This window comes from Streptomyces sp. NBC_00091 (assembly GCF_026343185.1).
Lineage (GTDB): Bacteria > Actinomycetota > Actinomycetes > Streptomycetales > Streptomycetaceae > Streptomyces.
Genome location: NZ_JAPEMA010000001.1, coordinates 1,192,928 through 1,209,511 on the forward strand (window position 1 = coordinate 1,192,928; position 16,584 = coordinate 1,209,511).

Annotated in this window: 5 protein-coding genes; 3 read left to right on the forward strand and 2 right to left on the reverse strand. The window is 70.3% G+C overall.

Annotated elements, in window-relative coordinates; genetic code table 11:
* Positions 1-74: 74 nt before the first annotated feature.
* The 3 genes from OOK34_RS05025 (at position 75) to OOK34_RS05035 (ending at position 12,269) form a co-directional block, all read left to right on the forward strand.
* Positions 75-7,163 carry a DEAD/DEAH box helicase gene (locus OOK34_RS05025; protein ID WP_267032649.1) on the forward strand — a complete coding sequence of 2,363 codons (7,089 nt, stop codon included), beginning with the start codon at positions 75-77 and terminating at the stop codon, positions 7,161-7,163.
* Positions 7,160-9,535, forward strand: coding sequence for a UvrD-helicase domain-containing protein (locus OOK34_RS05030; RefSeq protein ID WP_267032650.1), 2,376 nt, complete (start codon positions 7,160-7,162; stop codon positions 9,533-9,535). The genes OOK34_RS05025 and OOK34_RS05030 overlap by 4 nt, the downstream gene beginning before the upstream one ends.
* A 331-nt stretch (positions 9,536-9,866) precedes the next feature.
* Positions 9,867-12,269, forward strand: a complete 2,403-nt coding sequence (locus OOK34_RS05035; protein ID WP_267032651.1) for a GIY-YIG nuclease family protein — start codon at positions 9,867-9,869, stop codon at positions 12,267-12,269.
* 39 nt (positions 12,270-12,308) lie between these two features.
* On the opposite strand, the gene OOK34_RS05040 is transcribed toward OOK34_RS05035, so the two are convergent.
* Together OOK34_RS05040 and OOK34_RS05045 are read right to left on the reverse strand one after the other, a co-directional pair.
* Positions 12,309-14,786, reverse strand: a complete 2,478-nt coding sequence (locus tag OOK34_RS05040) for a helicase-associated domain-containing protein (protein ID WP_267032652.1) — start codon at positions 14,784-14,786, stop codon at positions 12,309-12,311.
* Positions 14,787-14,959: 173 nt separating this feature from the next.
* Positions 14,960-16,393: a DUF234 domain-containing protein gene (locus OOK34_RS05045; RefSeq protein WP_267032653.1), complete on the reverse strand. Its 1,434-nt coding sequence runs from the start codon at positions 16,391-16,393 to the stop codon at positions 14,960-14,962.
* Between the last annotated feature and the right edge of the window lie 191 nt (positions 16,394-16,584).

A 16,584-nucleotide genomic window follows, 5' to 3' on the forward strand; every position in this document is an offset into this window, starting at 1 on the left:
GTGATCACTTACACGAGTCCGAAGCCGTCGGGGTCGGTGTCGCGGTCGTACCGAACAGGAGGGCCGGCGAGGCCATGCGACCCACACTCGCCGCGCAGGCGCTGCGCGATACGACGGTCGAGTATCTGACCACGACCTTCGCCCTCGCCGAGCCCGAGACCCAGCGTGCGCTCACCGACTTCCTGACCGATCCCGCCGACGGCCTCTTCCGCGGGCCCTACCTGCGGATCCGGCGGCCGTTCCGGACCGCCGAGGGCGACTGGCAGCAGCACCTCGACTGGTGGCAGGGCGGTGATTTCCGGCCGTACGCGCATCAGGCCGAGGCCTTCGCCCGGCTCACGACCAAGGGCGGGCACGTTCCGCAGCCGACCTTGATCACCACGGGTACCGGTTCCGGCAAGACGGAGTCCTTCCTCCTCCCCGTGATCGACCACTGCCGGCGGGCGAAGGCGGCCGGGAAGCCGGGGGTCAAGGCCGTCCTGCTGTATCCGATGAACGCCCTGGCGGGCGACCAGGCCGGCCGACTCGGTGATCTCCTGGAGAAGGACGAGCGGCTCGCCGACGTCACCGCCGGGCTTTACATCGGTGAGGCCAGTTCGACGAAGAACGGCTCCCCTTACGGCCGGGTCATGGTCGAGCGGGCCGAGATCCGTCGCAATCCGCCGGACATCCTGATCACCAACTACAAGATGCTCGACCTCCTCCTCCAGCGGCAGCAGGATGCCCCGCTGTGGGCGGACGCCGACGTGGCGTACATCGTGATCGATGAGTTCCACACCTACGACGGCGCCCAGGGCACCGACGTGGCCATGCTGCTGCGCCGGCTCGGTGCGGTCCTCGGGGCGGCCGAGGAGGGACGGCCGCTCGGGTCGATCTGCCCGGTGGCGACCTCGGCGACCCTCGGTGAGGCGGCGGTCAAGGACAAGCAGGTGGTGGGCGGGGCCGGGCCGCGGGCGATGCTCGACGTGGCCTCCCAGGTGTTCGGCGTGCGGTTCCCCGACGATGCGGTCATCGGGGAGGACCGGCGGGATCTGAACGCCTTCCTCCGTCCTGCGGACCTGACCCTGCCGCTGCCCTCCCCCGCCGAGCTGGCGGCCCTGCCCGATCCCGCCGCGAGCCCGGACGGTCTGGACGCGATCGCCAAGGCCGTCCTCGGCTGCGACACCTCCGACCCCCGCGAGCTCGGGCGTCGGCTGCTGGCGCATCCGCTGACGCACGAGCTGCTGGCCCGTGACGTGGACCAGCCGCTGACCGCCGTGGAAATACTCGGCGCCTTCCCCGCGAGCTCCGCGTGGCGCGTGGCCGCAACCCAGGATCCCGAGACCGCCGCCAAGGCGCTGGCCCGGTTCGTCGCCCTGATCTCGGTGTCCCGTGATCCGGGTGCCCCCGCGGACCGGGAGCGGCCTCTACTGCTCGTCGAGACGCACCTGTGGGTCCGGTCCCTGTCCCGGGTGCTGCGGTTCGTCGCGCCCCGGCCGGTCTTCTCCTGGTCGGACACCGATCAGGCCGCCGCCCATGCCGTCGCGTCCGCCGCACAGGAGGAACGGCGCCGCTCGGTGGCACGCTCGGGGCGGCTGCCGTCCGCGTACTGCCGGCACTGCGGACGCTCCGGCTGGAGCGCCATCTGCCCCGAGCGCAACCCCATGTCCCTGGAGAGCGCGCCGGACCACATCTACCGGCAGAGCGTGGGCAGCGGCAAGGCCCGGGTCCGGGCCCTCATCGCGGCCACCCCCGCCGAGGCGGCCGAGCAGGCGCGCCAGGCACTGGCTCGCAGCACCCGGCGCGGACGCCGGTCCGCGACCCGCGAGGCGAGCGTGCTCGTGCTGGAGGACAGCGGCGAGGCACTGCGGCGCATCGACCCCGACGAGGTGTTCCGCGCCGACGGCTCGATCGCCGAGGCACCGGAGAACGGTGTCTTCGTCAAGGTCTGGTACGACACCCCCGACCAGGACGAGTACGCGCGTCAGGACCGCTGTCCTGCCTGCGGGCAAGCGCAGGGCATCCGCTTCCTGGGTGCCGGTGTGGCCCCGCTCGCCTCGGTCGCGGTCACCCAGCTGTTCACCGGCGGGGAGCTGCCCAAGAAGGACGAGGAGGGCAGGGACCGGCGCCGGACGCTGATCTTCAACGACTCGGTGCAGGACGCCGCCCACCGGGCCGGCTTCGTGTCGAGCCGTGCCTGGAAGTTCTCGCTGCGCTCTCTCGTGCACGAGCAGTTGGAGGAGCGGACGGCCCAGGTTCCCGAGTTCGCCGCGGACGGGGTTCCGCTCAACGAGCTGATCGCCGCGCTGGTGCGGCGCGCCTCCGTGGACCAGGAGAAGCTCCTCTCCTCCGTCGTACCGCCCGACCTGCACGACGTGGACCGGGTGAAGCGGCTGCTGGCAGGGAAGAAGCGGCTGCCCGCCGGGACGTGGGACCTGGTCGGCGAGCGGCTCGCCTTCAACACGCTCCTGGAGTTCGGGCTGAATTCCAGGCTGGGCCGGACCCTGGAGCTCACGCGTACGGTGGCCGCCGAGGTGCGGCTCGCGGACCCCGACCTCGCGGCGCAGACCGCGGAGAGTCTGTACGAGGTGCACCTGGGCCGGCAGCTGCCGGTGGACGCCGAGGACGAGCCGCAGGCCGAAGCAGACGAAGGCGTCGCCCCGGCACCGAAGCCCACGCTGCCGCCCACCGGTCCCGAACGGCGGCGGCGCTTCGAGGGGTTCGTCCGCGGGCTGCTGGAGCACGTGCGCGTCAGCGGCGGTGTCCAGCACCATTGGCTGGACGCCTTCATAGAGAACGAGGGCCGCAGCCGCTACTCGATCTGGACCGGCCGCCCGGAGGGCATGCAGGCCTTCGGGCGGAATTCGGACGCGCCCGCGTTCGTGCTCGTCGGGGCGCGCAGCGGTCGCAGCGACTTCGACCGGGTCGACACCAAGGAGAGCTGGTACACCGACTTCGCCGAGCGCTGCCTGGGCATGGACCGCGACCTGGCCGCCGGGTACCTGGCCGAGCTGCTGCCGCTGCTGGCGGGCAAGGAGATCGGCGCGCTCGCGTACCGGCGTACCGGCGAGAACAAGGCGGGGGCGAACAACCGGGGCCACGGCGTGTACGGGCTCACCCCCGGGCACATCCGGGTGCGGCCACTCAGCGACGAGCAGACCGCTCACGCCGCGCTGGTGTGCCCGGAGTGCGGCTGGACCCAGACCGTGCCGCCCGAGCGGGTGCCGGTGTGGCGGGGGCTGCCGTGTCCGCTCAAGGGGTGCGCCGGCGAGCTCGCCGTACCGTCTGCGCAGGCCGGCGGGCGAGCCGTTCGTGACTTCCGCCTCGACTACTATCGCCGCCTCTACCGGGAAGCGGGCCCGTACAGCGTGGTCTCGGCTGAGCACACCGGTGTGCTCAGCCGCAAGGAGCGCGAGGAGGTCGAGAAGGGCTTCCGCCAGGGGCTCCAGCACACCGACCCCAACGTGCTGTCCTGCACGCCCACACTGGAACTGGGCATCGACATCGGCCAGTTGGAGGCGGTCATCCTTGCCTCGCTGCCGCCGAGCACCGCCGGATACGTCCAGCGGGTCGGCCGCGCCGGGCGTTCGACGGGCAACGCCCTCATGGTGTCGCTAGCCGACACCAGTCCGCGCGCCCTCTACCACCTGGCCGAGCCGCGACAGTTGATCGCGGGTCGGATCCTGCCGCCGGGCTGCTTCCTGTCGGCGGGCGAGCTGCTGCGCCGCCAGTACACCGCGCACCTGATCGACCTGGCCGCCCGCGGCCGGCTGGAGGGTGTGCTGCCGCTGCCGGACCGGGTGACGGCCCTGTTCGGCCGGGTGGGCTGGCTGCGGCTGTTCGGGCAGGCCGTGACCGGCCGGATGGACCTGGTCGATGAGTTCCTGAAGCTGTTCCCCGAGATCGAGGGGGTTGCCGACTCAGGCGTCACCCGCGACACCCGGAAGGCGCTCCGCCGGTACGCCGCCGGTGGCCTGGCCGAGGAGTTGGCGAAGGCCGAGAATGCCTGGGAGGCCGAGCGGGCCGAGCTCGTGGACCGGCGGGCCATGATCAACGAGGCGGTCGACGCCCTCCACGAGAACGTGGAGGACGAAGCGCGGGAGAGGCGAAACCTCGCGCGCGACGCCGCCGCCGTCGCCAAGCGGTTGCAGGAGTTCGCCCAGGCCGGCGCCCAGGGGTTCCTGGTCGAGTGGGGTCTGCTGCCGAACTACAGCCTGGTGGAGGACGGAGTGCGGCTGGAAGCCGCGCTGACCCGCAAGGAACCCGCCCGGCGCACCCGTACGGCGGCGGGTGCCGCCGGCGGCTCCGGTGACGCGCCGAAGTCACAGTGGCGTACCGAGACCCGGCTGTACCAACGCCCTTCGGAATCGGCGCTCACCGAGCTGGCCCCCGGCAACTCGTACTACGTACGCGGCTACCGCCACGAGATCGACGGCTTCGACCTGGGGCCGCGGCCCAAGGAGGGCGAGACGGGCAGCGAGGAGGATTCTCGCTCGGCGCTGCTCACCTGGCGGGTCTGCCAGGAGTGCGGGTACGTCCGCACGCGCGGTGCCGAGACCGACACCTCTCCCTGCCCCCGCTGCGTCGGCCCGGGTATCGGCGGGCGGTCCGCGCTCCACACGGTGATCGTCCCCCACAAGGTCACGTCCCGGGACAAGCGGGACGACTCGCGGATCATCGACGACCACGACTCCCGCACCCAGCGGCACTACACGACGACCACGGCCGTCGACATCGCACCGTCCGCGATCAAGGACAGCTGGCGGCATTCCGGGACGACCTTCGGCGTCGACCACGTGCGCGAAGCGGTCATCCGCCGGTTCAACCTCGGCCCGGCCAAGCACAACCGCCGGCCCGACACCTTCTTCGCCGGTGAGCAGGTCGCCCTCACTCCCTTCGTCGTCTGCCCCCTGTGCGGCGGGGCCACCGACCGCGAGCCGGGGCACGGCCCCGTGCAGGAGGAGCTGACGGAGTCGCTGGCCAACAGGCCCGAGCTGGCGCACCACCGGCCGTGGTGCACCACCCGCCGCCGGGACCGGCCAGTGCAGTCCGAGGACCGTCGGGTCATCACCGCCACCGAACACAAGACGGAGGCACTGCGCATCCTTCTACAGGCCGCGACGCTCCACGTCCCCGAGCGGCTCGCGTCGTTCTCCGCGGCCCTGCACCTGGGCCTCGCCCTGCGGTACGGCGGCGACCCCGCCCACATCCGCTCCACCCCGAGCAGCGAGCCGGACCGGGAGACCGGGCTGACCCGGCACTACCTGGTGCTGTACGACGCCCTGCCGGGCGGGACCGGATACTTGCAGCGGCTCGTCGAGGGCGAGAACGGCGAGGAGTTCAGGGCAGTACTGGCGGCTGCCCAGGCGTATCTGCGCGACTGCCCCTGCAAGGACGGCCGGCGTCGCGCCTGTCACTTGTGCCTGCTGGGCTACGCCCCGGAGCGCGAGTACCCGCTGCTCGACCGGCAAGAAGCCCTCTGGATGCTCGACGACACCCTCGGCGAGGACGGGTCCAGCCGGTGGGCGGTCAAGGAAGTACGCAAGGACGAGGAGCGGCGGGCCGAAGCGGACCGGGAACGTTTCGCGGCTCAGGCCCAGAGCGATCTGGAGCGGCGCTTCATCGAGTGCTTCGACCGCTGGCTCGCGCTCCCGGCCAACCGGGCCGACGTCGTGCACGAGCAGACGCCGACGGGACGCCAGGGCAAGCAGTTCAGCCTGCGCCGGCGCGACGGCTCCCCGATCAGGTGGGAGTCGGTCGCGCAGAAGCCCTTGCACGAGCACGGCACCGTGCCCGATCTGCTGCTGCGCCCCGTCGCGGGCGAAACGACGAGTGACGGAGCGCCGCCGTTGTCCGTCGCGATCTACCTGGACGGCTATCGCTGGCATGCCTCGGCCGCCACGAACCGGATCGCCGGGGACGCGGCCAAGCGGGCCCGGCTACGCGCCGACGGAACCCTCGTCTGGCAGATCACCTGGGACGACGTCATGGCCTGGGAGCGGGAGCTGAGGGCCTCCGACGCGCGGGGCGCGGCGGAGGCGGACGAGGCGGGGAAGGCACTCGCTCCCGCCCTGGCCGGCCCTTCGGCACAGGCGGCCTGGCCTCCGTACGCGGTGGACGGGGACAAGAGCCCCGGCGGCGCGGCTCGGATCACCTGGGAGGGGAAGGGACAGGACCCGGCGGAGATCGACCGGATGTTCGCGGGCGCCATCCCTTCACTTCTCGGCTTCCTGGCCGATCCGGCGCTCGGCCGATGGCAGGCACTGGCCCAGCAGTGTGTGGGCGGGTTGCTGAAACTCGCGAGCAAGGAAGACGCCGCCAAGGCAGACCCCTCTGCGGCCGTGTCGTGGATCGAGGCTGCCCTGCGGGGCGAGGACCGGCCCTCGGTGAGCGGCGCGGGCCTGCACCTCTTCAGGGTGAGCGACGCCTCCGGGCTTCCGCTGGTCCTCGTCGTGGACACGACTGGCAGGGGCCAGCGGTGGAGTGCCCTGACCGTTCTGGACGACCGGCCTGAGGCCGTCCAAGGTGACGGGCCCTCGCACCGGAGGCGGTGGAAGGCCTGGCTGTGCTGGGGGAACGTCCTCCAGTTCCTCGACCCGACGGGCGCCGGCCGCGCCGACGGCCTCCAGTTGGCCCGGAGCGGACTGGACGCCTTCGACGCGGGGCTGCTCGCCGCCACGGCCGTCCGGTCCGGCGGTCTGCTGCCTGCGCTGCGCGAAGACCTGCCCGGTACCGGCTTCCTGGCCTCCGTGCCGGCGCAGGACCAGGTACGGGAGCAGGCCGAGGACGCCCCCGGGCACCTCGCCACTCCGGCTGCCGTCTCCGGGGAGTCCCGGACGGCCATGGAGCAGGCTGCGTGGAAGCTTGTGTTCGAAGAACTGGCCTTCGCGGGTGATCCGGCGGTCATCGCGCTGGCCGAGGGGCTCGCGGCGCACGGAGACATCGTGCCCGCCACTGCGGGCTGGGACGTCATGGGCATCCCCCGCCCGCTCGAACTGGCCTGGCCCGACCACAAGATCGCCGTCGTCCTGGCCGAGGACGCTGCCGACAGCGGCTACATGTCCCAGTGCCTGGAAGCGGGTTGGCACGTTCGCGCCCCTGACGGCTGGGATGAGGAAGAGCTCGTGGCACTGCTGCGCGAGAGGCAGCAGTCCGCGGCGGGAGAGGGAGGGGACCGGGGATGAGTGCCGTAAGGACGCGCGTCGCTGTCGCACCGCAGGCCAACGAGGACATCCGACGCCTCGATTCGGGGACCAAGGACGCGGTCGGCGAGTTCGTCCGCCGGCTGCGCGCCGACCGGTCCAACCGCGCCCTGCGGCTCACGCCTCTGCGCGCCGCCGGTGACAACGGCAGGCTGTTCCTCGCCGCGCTCGACGGCAACAGGATGGGGTTGCTGCTGGAGACCGAGGAGAACCGCTTCAATCTGCTGGCCGTCCGGGTCGGCCCCTCGGCCCGGGACGAGCTCGCCCGGCTGACTGTCGAGATCAACTCTGTCTCAGGTGGCGTGGAACTCGTCGACCAGAGCGAGGTCAGCGCGAATGTCGTGGCCCTGCCCGCACGGGAGAGCGAGGCATCGGCCCCGCGGGTGACGGAGCCGGCCGAATCCGCCGGAGACCTCCCCGTACTTGCCCATGAAGATCCGCCGCGTTCCCTCCCCGTCCCCCTCTTCGCCCGTTACGAGGACGAGGAACTGATCGGACTCGGGGTGATCGCTTCCCTGCTGCCCGCCCTGCGCCGAATCACGGACACCCGGCAGCTGAACGCACTGCTCGGTCACAATCTGCCAGGGCTCACCCGGGACGTCCTGCTGGCCCTGCATGACGGGAGGGAGCCGCACGAAGTCCGCCGGTTCATCACGAGCCAGTGGCAGGCCGACGAGGCGGTCGACCCCCATGACTGGGCCACGGCGGCCCGTCGGCCCGTTTCCCAGGCCAGCACCGAGGACGCCGCGGTACTCGATGCGCTCGGCGACAGCTTCGACGCGTGGCGGTTGTTCCTCCACCCCGAGCAACAGCGCCTGGCCACCACCACCTTCAAAGGTTCGGCAAAGGTCACCGGCGGTCCGGGCACAGGCAAGACCGTCGTGGCCCTGCACCGGGTTCGCCACCTCGTAGCGCAGCTGCCACCGGGGCATACCCGTCCCGTGCTGCTGACGACCTACAACACGAACCTCGCCGCCGACCTCAAGGAACGGCTCCACCGGCTCGGCGGCGACGAGCTCGTCCGCCGGGTGGACGTCAAGTCCGTGGACCAACTGGCCCGGGAGGTGGTCCAGGAGCACCCACATGCGGTGCTCGGGACGCCTGTCGAGGACGAGGAGGCCATGAACCTCTGGCACACCATCTGTGCGGAGGAGGGGGTTTTCGACTACGACGCGGAGTTCCTCGACTCGGAGTTCAAGCACGTCATCCTTGCGCAGGGGCTCGGCAACATGGAGATGTACCTGCGGACCGAGCGCAAGGGCCGGGGCATCCTCCAGCGACCCGCGCGCCGACAGGTGTGGTCCCTGGTCGAGGCGTATCGCGCGAGCCTGTCCCGGCATCCCCGGAAGACGACGTACGCACTGATCTCGGACGAGGCCGCCCGGATCGAGGCACATCGGATGGCCAGGGCCACCGAGCAGGCACGCTACAAGGCGGAACACGGTGGACTCGATCTGATCCACCGTGAGGCGGGCAGCGGAATGTGGCTGAGGCCCCGCTACCAGCACGTCGTCATCGACGAGGCGCAGGACCTGTCCGCCTCGCATTGGCGGATGCTCCGCGCGATGGTCGCGCCCGGGCCGGACGACATCTTCCTCGTGGGGGATGCACACCAGCGCATCTACTCCCACCAGGTGGTGCTCGGCAGGCTCGGCATCAGCACACCGGGCCGGGCCTCGCGCCGCCTGACGCTCAACTACCGCACCACTCGGGAGATCCTGGGCAGTGCGCACGGCCTGGTCCACGGCGAGGCCTTCGACGACCTGGACGACGGGGCGGACACACTCGACGGCTACCGGTCCGTGCTGACCGGATTGGCACCCCAGTACTGGCGGGCGCCCGACTGGCAGACGGAGATGCGCGCCGTCGCCGCCTTGATCAAGGAGCGCCACGACCGGTACGGCACGCCGTACGCGGCGATGGCCGTGAGCGTGCCGGACAAAGCGTCGGTGACCCAGCTCGCTTACACCCTGGCGTGTGAGCCGTTCCTCATCCCCGCCGCCGAGATCGGCAAGGACGGCCCCAGGGACACCGATACGGTCCGCATCGGCACGATGCACCGTTTCAAGGGGCTCGAATTCCAGCGGGTCTTCCTCGCGGGCGTCAGCGAGGGCCAGGTGCCGCACCAGCGGATCGAGGCGTACCGGATGGCCAGTCCCGACCGCTACCGCCAGGAACAGCAGAGGGCGCGCTCCCTGCTCTTCGTCGCGGCCACCCGGGCCCGGGACGAACTCGTCGTCACCTGGAACGGCAAGGCCAGCCGATTCCTGCCCGAACGCGCTGATCAGGACGCCGGAAACGCCGTTGAACTCCTGTCCGGAGACGGCCCACCGTCCGGTTCGGCCGCCGCGTGAGATCCGGTAGGCGTGCACCACTGTGAGCCTGTGACATCCGGAACCGCAACGGTTCCGAGCACAAAGCCAGTGTGGGGCTGATTGTCAGTCGTCTTCGCTACGGTTGCGCCGTTCATCGCGACGGCTCGGGCTGCTGGACCACCCGCCGCATTTGCAGAAGGAGCAAGCGACCGTGACTCGTTCGGAAACACCCTTGTCGGAATCGCGCGGTCAATGGATCAGGGACATCTGCGAGGGCCTGGGCGGCCTGTTCCAACGCAGTGGAGCGCTAGGCGTCGGGCGGATCTCCGACGAGCTGGGTGACCCGAACCTGTTACGCGCATTGCTGATCATGCGTATCGCCGTCCTCCAAGGCCGTGGGCGGCCGGCATTGGAGTCGCTCACACCGCTCATCGGCTCACCCATGTTCACCAGCCCTGAGCCTTCACCGGACGAGCTCTCCGAGTTGGTGAAGAATGTCCACCGGCGTATGGAGCAGGACGGGGTGGCCGGCTGGGTGCTCCTGCTCGGTCTAGGTCTACGCGTTGAGAGTCCGGAGAACACCTACCGCCTGCTGCTCTGCGCCTGGGCAGGCCAACGGGCCGGGATGGCCTCCGAAAGCCAGGTCAGGAGAGAGCTGAAGAGGTACTGGGCACTGGAGGATCTTGAGACCGCCGACCTCGCCGCACCTCACTCGCTCGCTCCTCTGCCGGCCTACTTGGACATCCACTCAAAACTTCGGGTGCACTCCAACTCCGACCATCAGGCCGCGAATTTTGTGGCACTCAGTCTGATCAAGACAGGTGCCACGTTCCATGACCGTTGGCTGAATGGGTTCCCCGCTTACAAGGCTGACCACTTGAGGCTACTCGGCTCGGACAAGGCACAGTGCGATGGGTCCCTCGCCTACCTGCGCACGGTGATCGAACGCCTGGATTCAGACCACGAACTCCGGCCGATCGCTCTCCGCGCCGTTGTGTTGGTGGAGGAGCAGCTCGCTCATGTCTCTGCGGCCATCGAGTCTCTGGGTCCCACCGAGCAAGATCTTCTACGGCCTCGCAGTGCGGAGCAGTCCTTCCGTGACGGCTGTGTACTCACCTTCCTGAACTGGTCGCTCGACCGTGAGGCCCACACTCATCACCCCGACCTCCAGGCGGTTCACGGCACCTGGGGACCGGTCCCATGGTGGAGTCTCACCGCCCGGCACTCCGACGAGGTGGAGGCGACCATAGCGTCGAGAGACGAGGGGGTGCTCCCCCTAAGCATCGAAATGGATCCTGCAGAGCCAACTCTGCTCACGCTGGTCTGCCGGAAGCCCAGAACGGAAACGCCCGGCTTGCTCGCACAATTCGTGTTCGACCTTGCCAACCCGGTCCACGCGTGCGAACTACTGTTGCTCAGTCGGCGCGATGGCGTTCCGGTCGATCTCTACGTCGAATCGGGCGACGAATGGGATCACGACGAAGACCACGTGGGGACGCTGTACGCGCCGATAGGCCCAGAGCTCGCACAATTCATCACCGAGATCGCCACCGAGGCCTTGGCACAGATGGTGCCGACCAGCCGCAGCCAGGGGTACGACATCCACGAAGGCATCCCAGCACTCACGGAAGCCCTGCAACGCACGGGCCGCGGGCTTGTCGGGAACTACTCGGCGCCGCACCGCATCGCAGTGGCCTCGTATCAGGGCAAGGCAGGAGCGCTTCGGTCGCTGAACACCGACCCGCCTGTGTCCATGGACGGGTTTACCCGGCACAAGAGGAAGGGGACCCCGAGTCGAGGAGATGAGGCAGCAGCGAGGACGCTCGGGACGGCTCCGCGGGAGATTGGCTTCGTCTACGTTCAACGTAACCCCGCCTTTCCTGACATGCTCAAGATCGGCTATACCGAGCAGCTTGCAGAAGACCGGGCGAGAGCCCTCTCGGACACGTCGGTTCCCTACCCGTTCGAGGTGCTGTTCAGGGTCACGACCGCCCGGGCCCCCGAGGTCGAGCGCGCAGTGCACCGCCTCCTGGCGGGTCACAGGGTCTCCGCCAACCGGGAGTTCTTCCGCGTCTCCCTGGATGTTGCCAAGAGAGCGATCCATCATTGCCAGCAAGTCGTGACCGGCATTCGCACGTGGGGGTCGCTGCCCGCCGTCCACCGGCTGCGGGCCGGCGATCGTGTTGCCCTACCCCTCCAGGCCGGCCAGGTCTTCGCACTCACAGCCCGGCCTGACTTCTTCAGCGATTCCGCCGACGTACTCGACCTCTGGCAGGCACATTCGGACGACGACCTACTGGAGATCCACGCAACGCACGATCCCGGCCACGTGGCAGGGCTCAGTGACAACGACCCGGGCGGAGAAACGGATCCGGTACCGTTCCTCGACCGCGAGGGAACCGCCCACAACCGCATACTCATGGGTCGAGAGCGCCTGGTCGCTGGAGACAGGCTGGTCTGGCTGTCGGATCGGGAGGGGCCGGACAACTGTCGGAGTGTCGTATTCGAAGCTGACGGCTTCTGCCAGGTGACGTACCGAACTTCGTCACCGCAGTTCCATTCATCGGGCATGCCGCTCCTTCTGAACGCCTTGGAAGTGGACCCCACTCCTGCGATGGGTGAGCACGTGCGGGCAGCGCTCGCTCTGCCCGCACCGCGCACCTGGGCACCCAGGTCTCCACAACCCGACGAGGAATGGGCCGGGTACGCGACACACCCTCAGCCTCCTGAGTACTGGATGCCGCAGCTCGAACAGCGGCGGCGAACCCACTGAACAGTCAGGGTCAGCGTGGACGGCACCTGCCCCACCCTCCTAGCCGCCCGAGGTGAGAGTGGCGGCCAGTAGGCGGGCGCTCGCGGGGACGCTTCCGGTCTGTTCAGCATGGCCCGCGTGAGCCTGGTCCAGGGTGGGCAAGAGGCTCGGTGCGCGGTCGGTGGGGGCGCGGTCCAGGAGCGTGGTGCCCGTTTCGGCTTCCTGGGTGGGGGCGTAGCCAGCCGCGCGGAGGGCCGACAGCGTTTCCTCCGGCGGGGCGGTGGAGATCAGGACGGTGGGGGCGATCCGGCGCAGGCGGAGTTTGGCCAGGCCTCGGGACTGCGCCACCTCAGCGATCAGTGCGGTGTCGTCCGAGCGGATGCAGCAGGCGGAGCGGACGACCTTGAGCTGTCCGTGAGTGCGGGCGGTGTCCTTGATCGTGTAGGCCAGTGGTTGCGGGAGCGGGGTGCCGCGCTCGCTTGCCGCCGTGAGGCGGTCGAGGAGTTCGTCCGCGCTCCAGCCGGCGTCCAGGGCCCGGCGGACGGAAACCGCGGTGATGCGCCAGACCACCGCGTGGCCCTCGGACTCGATGTCGCCGACGGCGGAGAGCAGGTCGGCGAGGGCGGGCGCGGGCGCGCCGGTGACCGTGGCGGTCAGGTCGCTCTGGAACCGGGCCTTGTCGCTGGGCTCGGGCAGCGCTGCGTACAGCTCCTCGCGGAGGGTGGTCACCGCCTTCGCCAGGGCGGGGCGGAGGGCGAGGTCTTCGCCCAGGCCCTCCGAGCCGCGGGCGGCCGGGTCCGCGCCCGCGCCGGGCACTGCCGGGTAGTGGTGGGCAGCTCCCGCCTCCAGCAGTCGGCACAGGGCCCTCCCGGCGGGGGTGAGCGCGCCGTGGGCGACCACGCCGAGCAGGGCCGCCTCTGTCAGGGTGGCCGCCAGGCGGTCGAGCACTCCGTCCAGGCCGGTCAGCTCCCCGGCGCCGTCTGCGGCCAGGTGGCCGCGCAGGGCAGGCTGGAACCATGCGGCCAGGGAGAGCAGTTCGGTGTATCCCCGCGCGTTCCCGGTCAGCCCGTGTCCGTCGGGGAGGACGGCCAGCGCCCGTAGGACCCCGGTGCGGAGGGTCACGGCGTCCTGGTCCTGCGGGCTGATGAGCGCGACCGGGGTCTCGTCGGGGTCCGGCCAGTGGCTGAGAACTGCGGGGACCACGGCCCAGGCTGCCAGCAGCGGCAGCAGTTTGCCCGCGGGCGGAGCGGCGGCCCAGGCGTCGTAGCGGTCGCTCGGCAACAGCCGGGCGGAGGGCTTGGGGGCCTTGAGGTTCCGGCGGCCGCGGGAAGCGGGGGCCGGTTCGTCGTCCCGGGGCGCGGCCAGTCCGGCGCTCACCGCGAGGTCCAGCCACAGCCGGGTGCCGGCCTCATCGGCCCCGGCCGCCTTGGCCAGCCGCCGGGTGTCCCGTACGGCGATCCCGCCCGCCTTGCGGATCACGACCGGCTGGGCGGCCAGCGCCCGCAGGACCAGTTCAGCCCGCCAGGCGGCCGCCGCGGCGGCCGTGCCACCCTCGCCCTCCCAGCCGGACGGCAGCGGCGCGGTGGCAGTGAACGGCTCCGGTTCCAGCCGGGGGCTGGGCGCCGCGCCCTCATCGCGGAGCGCACGGGCGACCTCGTACGGAAGTTCCACCAGGTCGAGGCCGGAGGGGATCAGTAGTCCGCGCCCGGCCAGCCAATCGGTGCCGTCATCGCCGCTGCCGCCCTCCCGGAAGACGTACTTGGCGTCCGGGCCCGCGTACTGCGACCCATACCGGCCGACGAAGCAGCAGGTCCGCAGCAGCGGCGGGCCGGGTACCAGGTGGTCCAGCAGCTCCAGCGCCCGGACCGGAGCGTCCGCCACCAGTGCCCGCACCCGGGCGGGATCGGCGAGCAGAGCGGTGATCAGCTCCTGCGCCTCGTCGCGGGTACGGCCCGCGCCCTCGCCGAAGAGGTTTGCGGCGATCCGCTTGACCTCTGGGGCGTTGTAGGCGGTGGTCAGCAGCCGGTCGGCCCTGCGCCCATAACCGTCGAACCCGGCGGCGCGGACGTGCAGCAGTGGTGGGATCGCCAGTTGCCCCTTGGGCGCGGGAAGCAGCAGCGCGCGCTCCCGCAGTCGGGTGAGTGTGTGTTCCGCCCGCTGCCGCTTCTCCCCCGGCTCGAACCAGGACAGTACGTCCCGCTCGGGCACCCATCGGTCCGCGGGTTCCACCGGGGGAACGGGCTTCCGCTGTTGCCAGGGATACCGGGGCCCGTCCTCGACCTCGCCACCGGCTACGGGGCCGTGCCGCTCCAGGGCAAGGGCGCCGATGGAAGCGAGCAATTCCAGTTCTCCGGCGGTGCCCGCCATCAGGCCCTGGCCCACCGACTCGTCGGTGAGCAGGTGTTCGGCGAGCTCGCGGAGGGTGGTGATCCGTCGGTACCCGGCGGCGAGCGGCAGATCCCGCTCCTCCAGCAACGCGGTCAGCCGCTGAGGATCCAGGGTCCCCAGCCATTTCGCAAGGGCGGTACGCGCATTCACCCGGCCAGGCTAGCGCCGTCCGGTCACCCCGCGGGGGTGAACCGGGCCCGTCACCTCGCCGCCGCGCGAACGGGCTTCGATGTCCGGAGGGTTCTGAGAATGCGGTCGATGTCTCCCGCCACTGGGCGCCCGAGGCAGGTACATCACCATGACCACCCTGGCAGTTTCCCTGGCTACCGCCAGGCACGGACAAGGTCTTCCGGACCCCAATGCGCCGCAAGAGGTAGATCACCCTCGACACCGCAACGGGACACCGCAACCAGCGCCGTGTCCGGCTCGGCGCCGGGCACGGCGAGCATGTCCCGTACCAGGGCGTCGTACTCACGACGGCCGAACGGCTGCGACTCCAGCCACTTCACCGAGCCGATGAAGTGAACCTGCCCTGCGACGGGTTCACGGTCGGCTCCGATCAGGTCGATCTCCGGGTTGTTCTGCCGGTTCCACCAGCCCCCGACCGCCTCTGTCTGCGGCCACATCTCGTCGGGCAGCAGCCGCAGCAGCGACTCGCGGACGACCGGCTCGACGGCCCGGCCCCGCCAGGCCGTCCACGACCGCTCGATGCGCTCCAGCGCCAGATCACCGCGACCGCGCTCGATGAGCGGGATACCTCGCTGCAGGAAAGCCAGCCAGAACCGGAGGTACGGATCGGCGATGCGATAGCGCTTGTTCTTGCTATCCGCCTTGACCGACAGCGGCAGGTCAGCGGCCAGGACCCGCTTGGCCAGCAGCGTGTTCAGCAGCGGAGACAGCGTGCCCGAGGGCAGCGCGCCCGCACCGCCGGCCTGTGCGGCAATGGTGGAGAAGGTCCGCTCGCCACTGCCGACCGCTTCCAGGACCGCGCGCGAGTGGGACGCCTCGGGAAACTCCTCCAGCAGCGACAGCTCGCCCGCCACCAACAGCGGCGCAAGCGGGTTGGCCACAGCCTCGCGCAGGAAGTCTCTGCGGTCCATCCCCGGCCGCCAGGACTGAACGATCTCCGGGAACCCTCCGGTGATCAGCAGCGCGTCCACCGCTTCCGCCGCGTCGAGACCGGTCATCCGCTGCACATCGGCCAGATGCAGCGGCTGTACGGTCATCTTGGCCGCCCGGCCGAAGAACGGGCGGCCATAGGACTGCAGCGCCTCCATCACCGACATGTCACTGCCGACCAGGATCAACAGGACCGGCTTGGCGGACAGGTGCCGGTCCCAGACCGTCTGCAGCGCCCCCTCGAACTCCCCGTCCTGTTCCACCAGCCACGGCACCTCGTCGACCACCGCAATGCTCGGGGCATCGTCCGGAACCGCGACCGCCAGGGAACGCAGTGCCTGGTTCCAGTCGGCGGCCTGCAGTCCGGCCACCAGCTCAGCCCCGGGCAGAGCGGAATGCGCCAGCGTCGCGGCGAAGTCCGCCCGCTCGGCCACGGCGTTGCGTCCCCGGGTCGCCTGGAAGACCACGTACGGAAGCCCGGAACGGTCGCAGAACTCCTGGACCAGACGAGACTTGCCCACCCGGCGCCGCCCCGTCACGATCACAGCCTGACCACGCGTGGCGCCCGTACCGCCGACCACCAGGCCCAGCTGCCGAGCCAGCTGATCCAGATCAGCAGACCTGCCCTTGAACTCCATCAGCGCCCCATTCCCAGCATCCATGGAACATAGATTCGATATTACGTAGATTGAATCTTACTTACATGCTAGCTCGCTTTCCGACTCGCACAGCGGAAGATCCTCGTGAAGTCCAGTGACGCCTACGGCTCGCCGGAGGCATTCATCGAGTGGGTCGCCGCCACCAGGATTCGAAACTTCACATTCTGTGA

Bases quoted from the DNA above. Each gene is read 5' to 3' on its own strand.
- OOK34_RS05025 (WP_267032649.1), top strand. From the start codon at position 75: ATGCGACCCACACTCGCCGCGCAGGCGCTGCGCGATACGACGGTCGAG.
- OOK34_RS05030 (WP_267032650.1), top strand. From the start codon at position 7,160: ATGAGTGCCGTAAGGACGCGCGTCGCTGTCGCACCGCAGGCCAACGAG.
- OOK34_RS05035 (WP_267032651.1), top strand. From the start codon at position 9,867: ATGCGTATCGCCGTCCTCCAAGGCCGTGGGCGGCCGGCATTGGAGTCG.
- OOK34_RS05045 (WP_267032653.1), bottom strand. From the start codon at position 16,393: ATGGAGTTCAAGGGCAGGTCTGCTGATCTGGATCAGCTGGCTCGGCAG.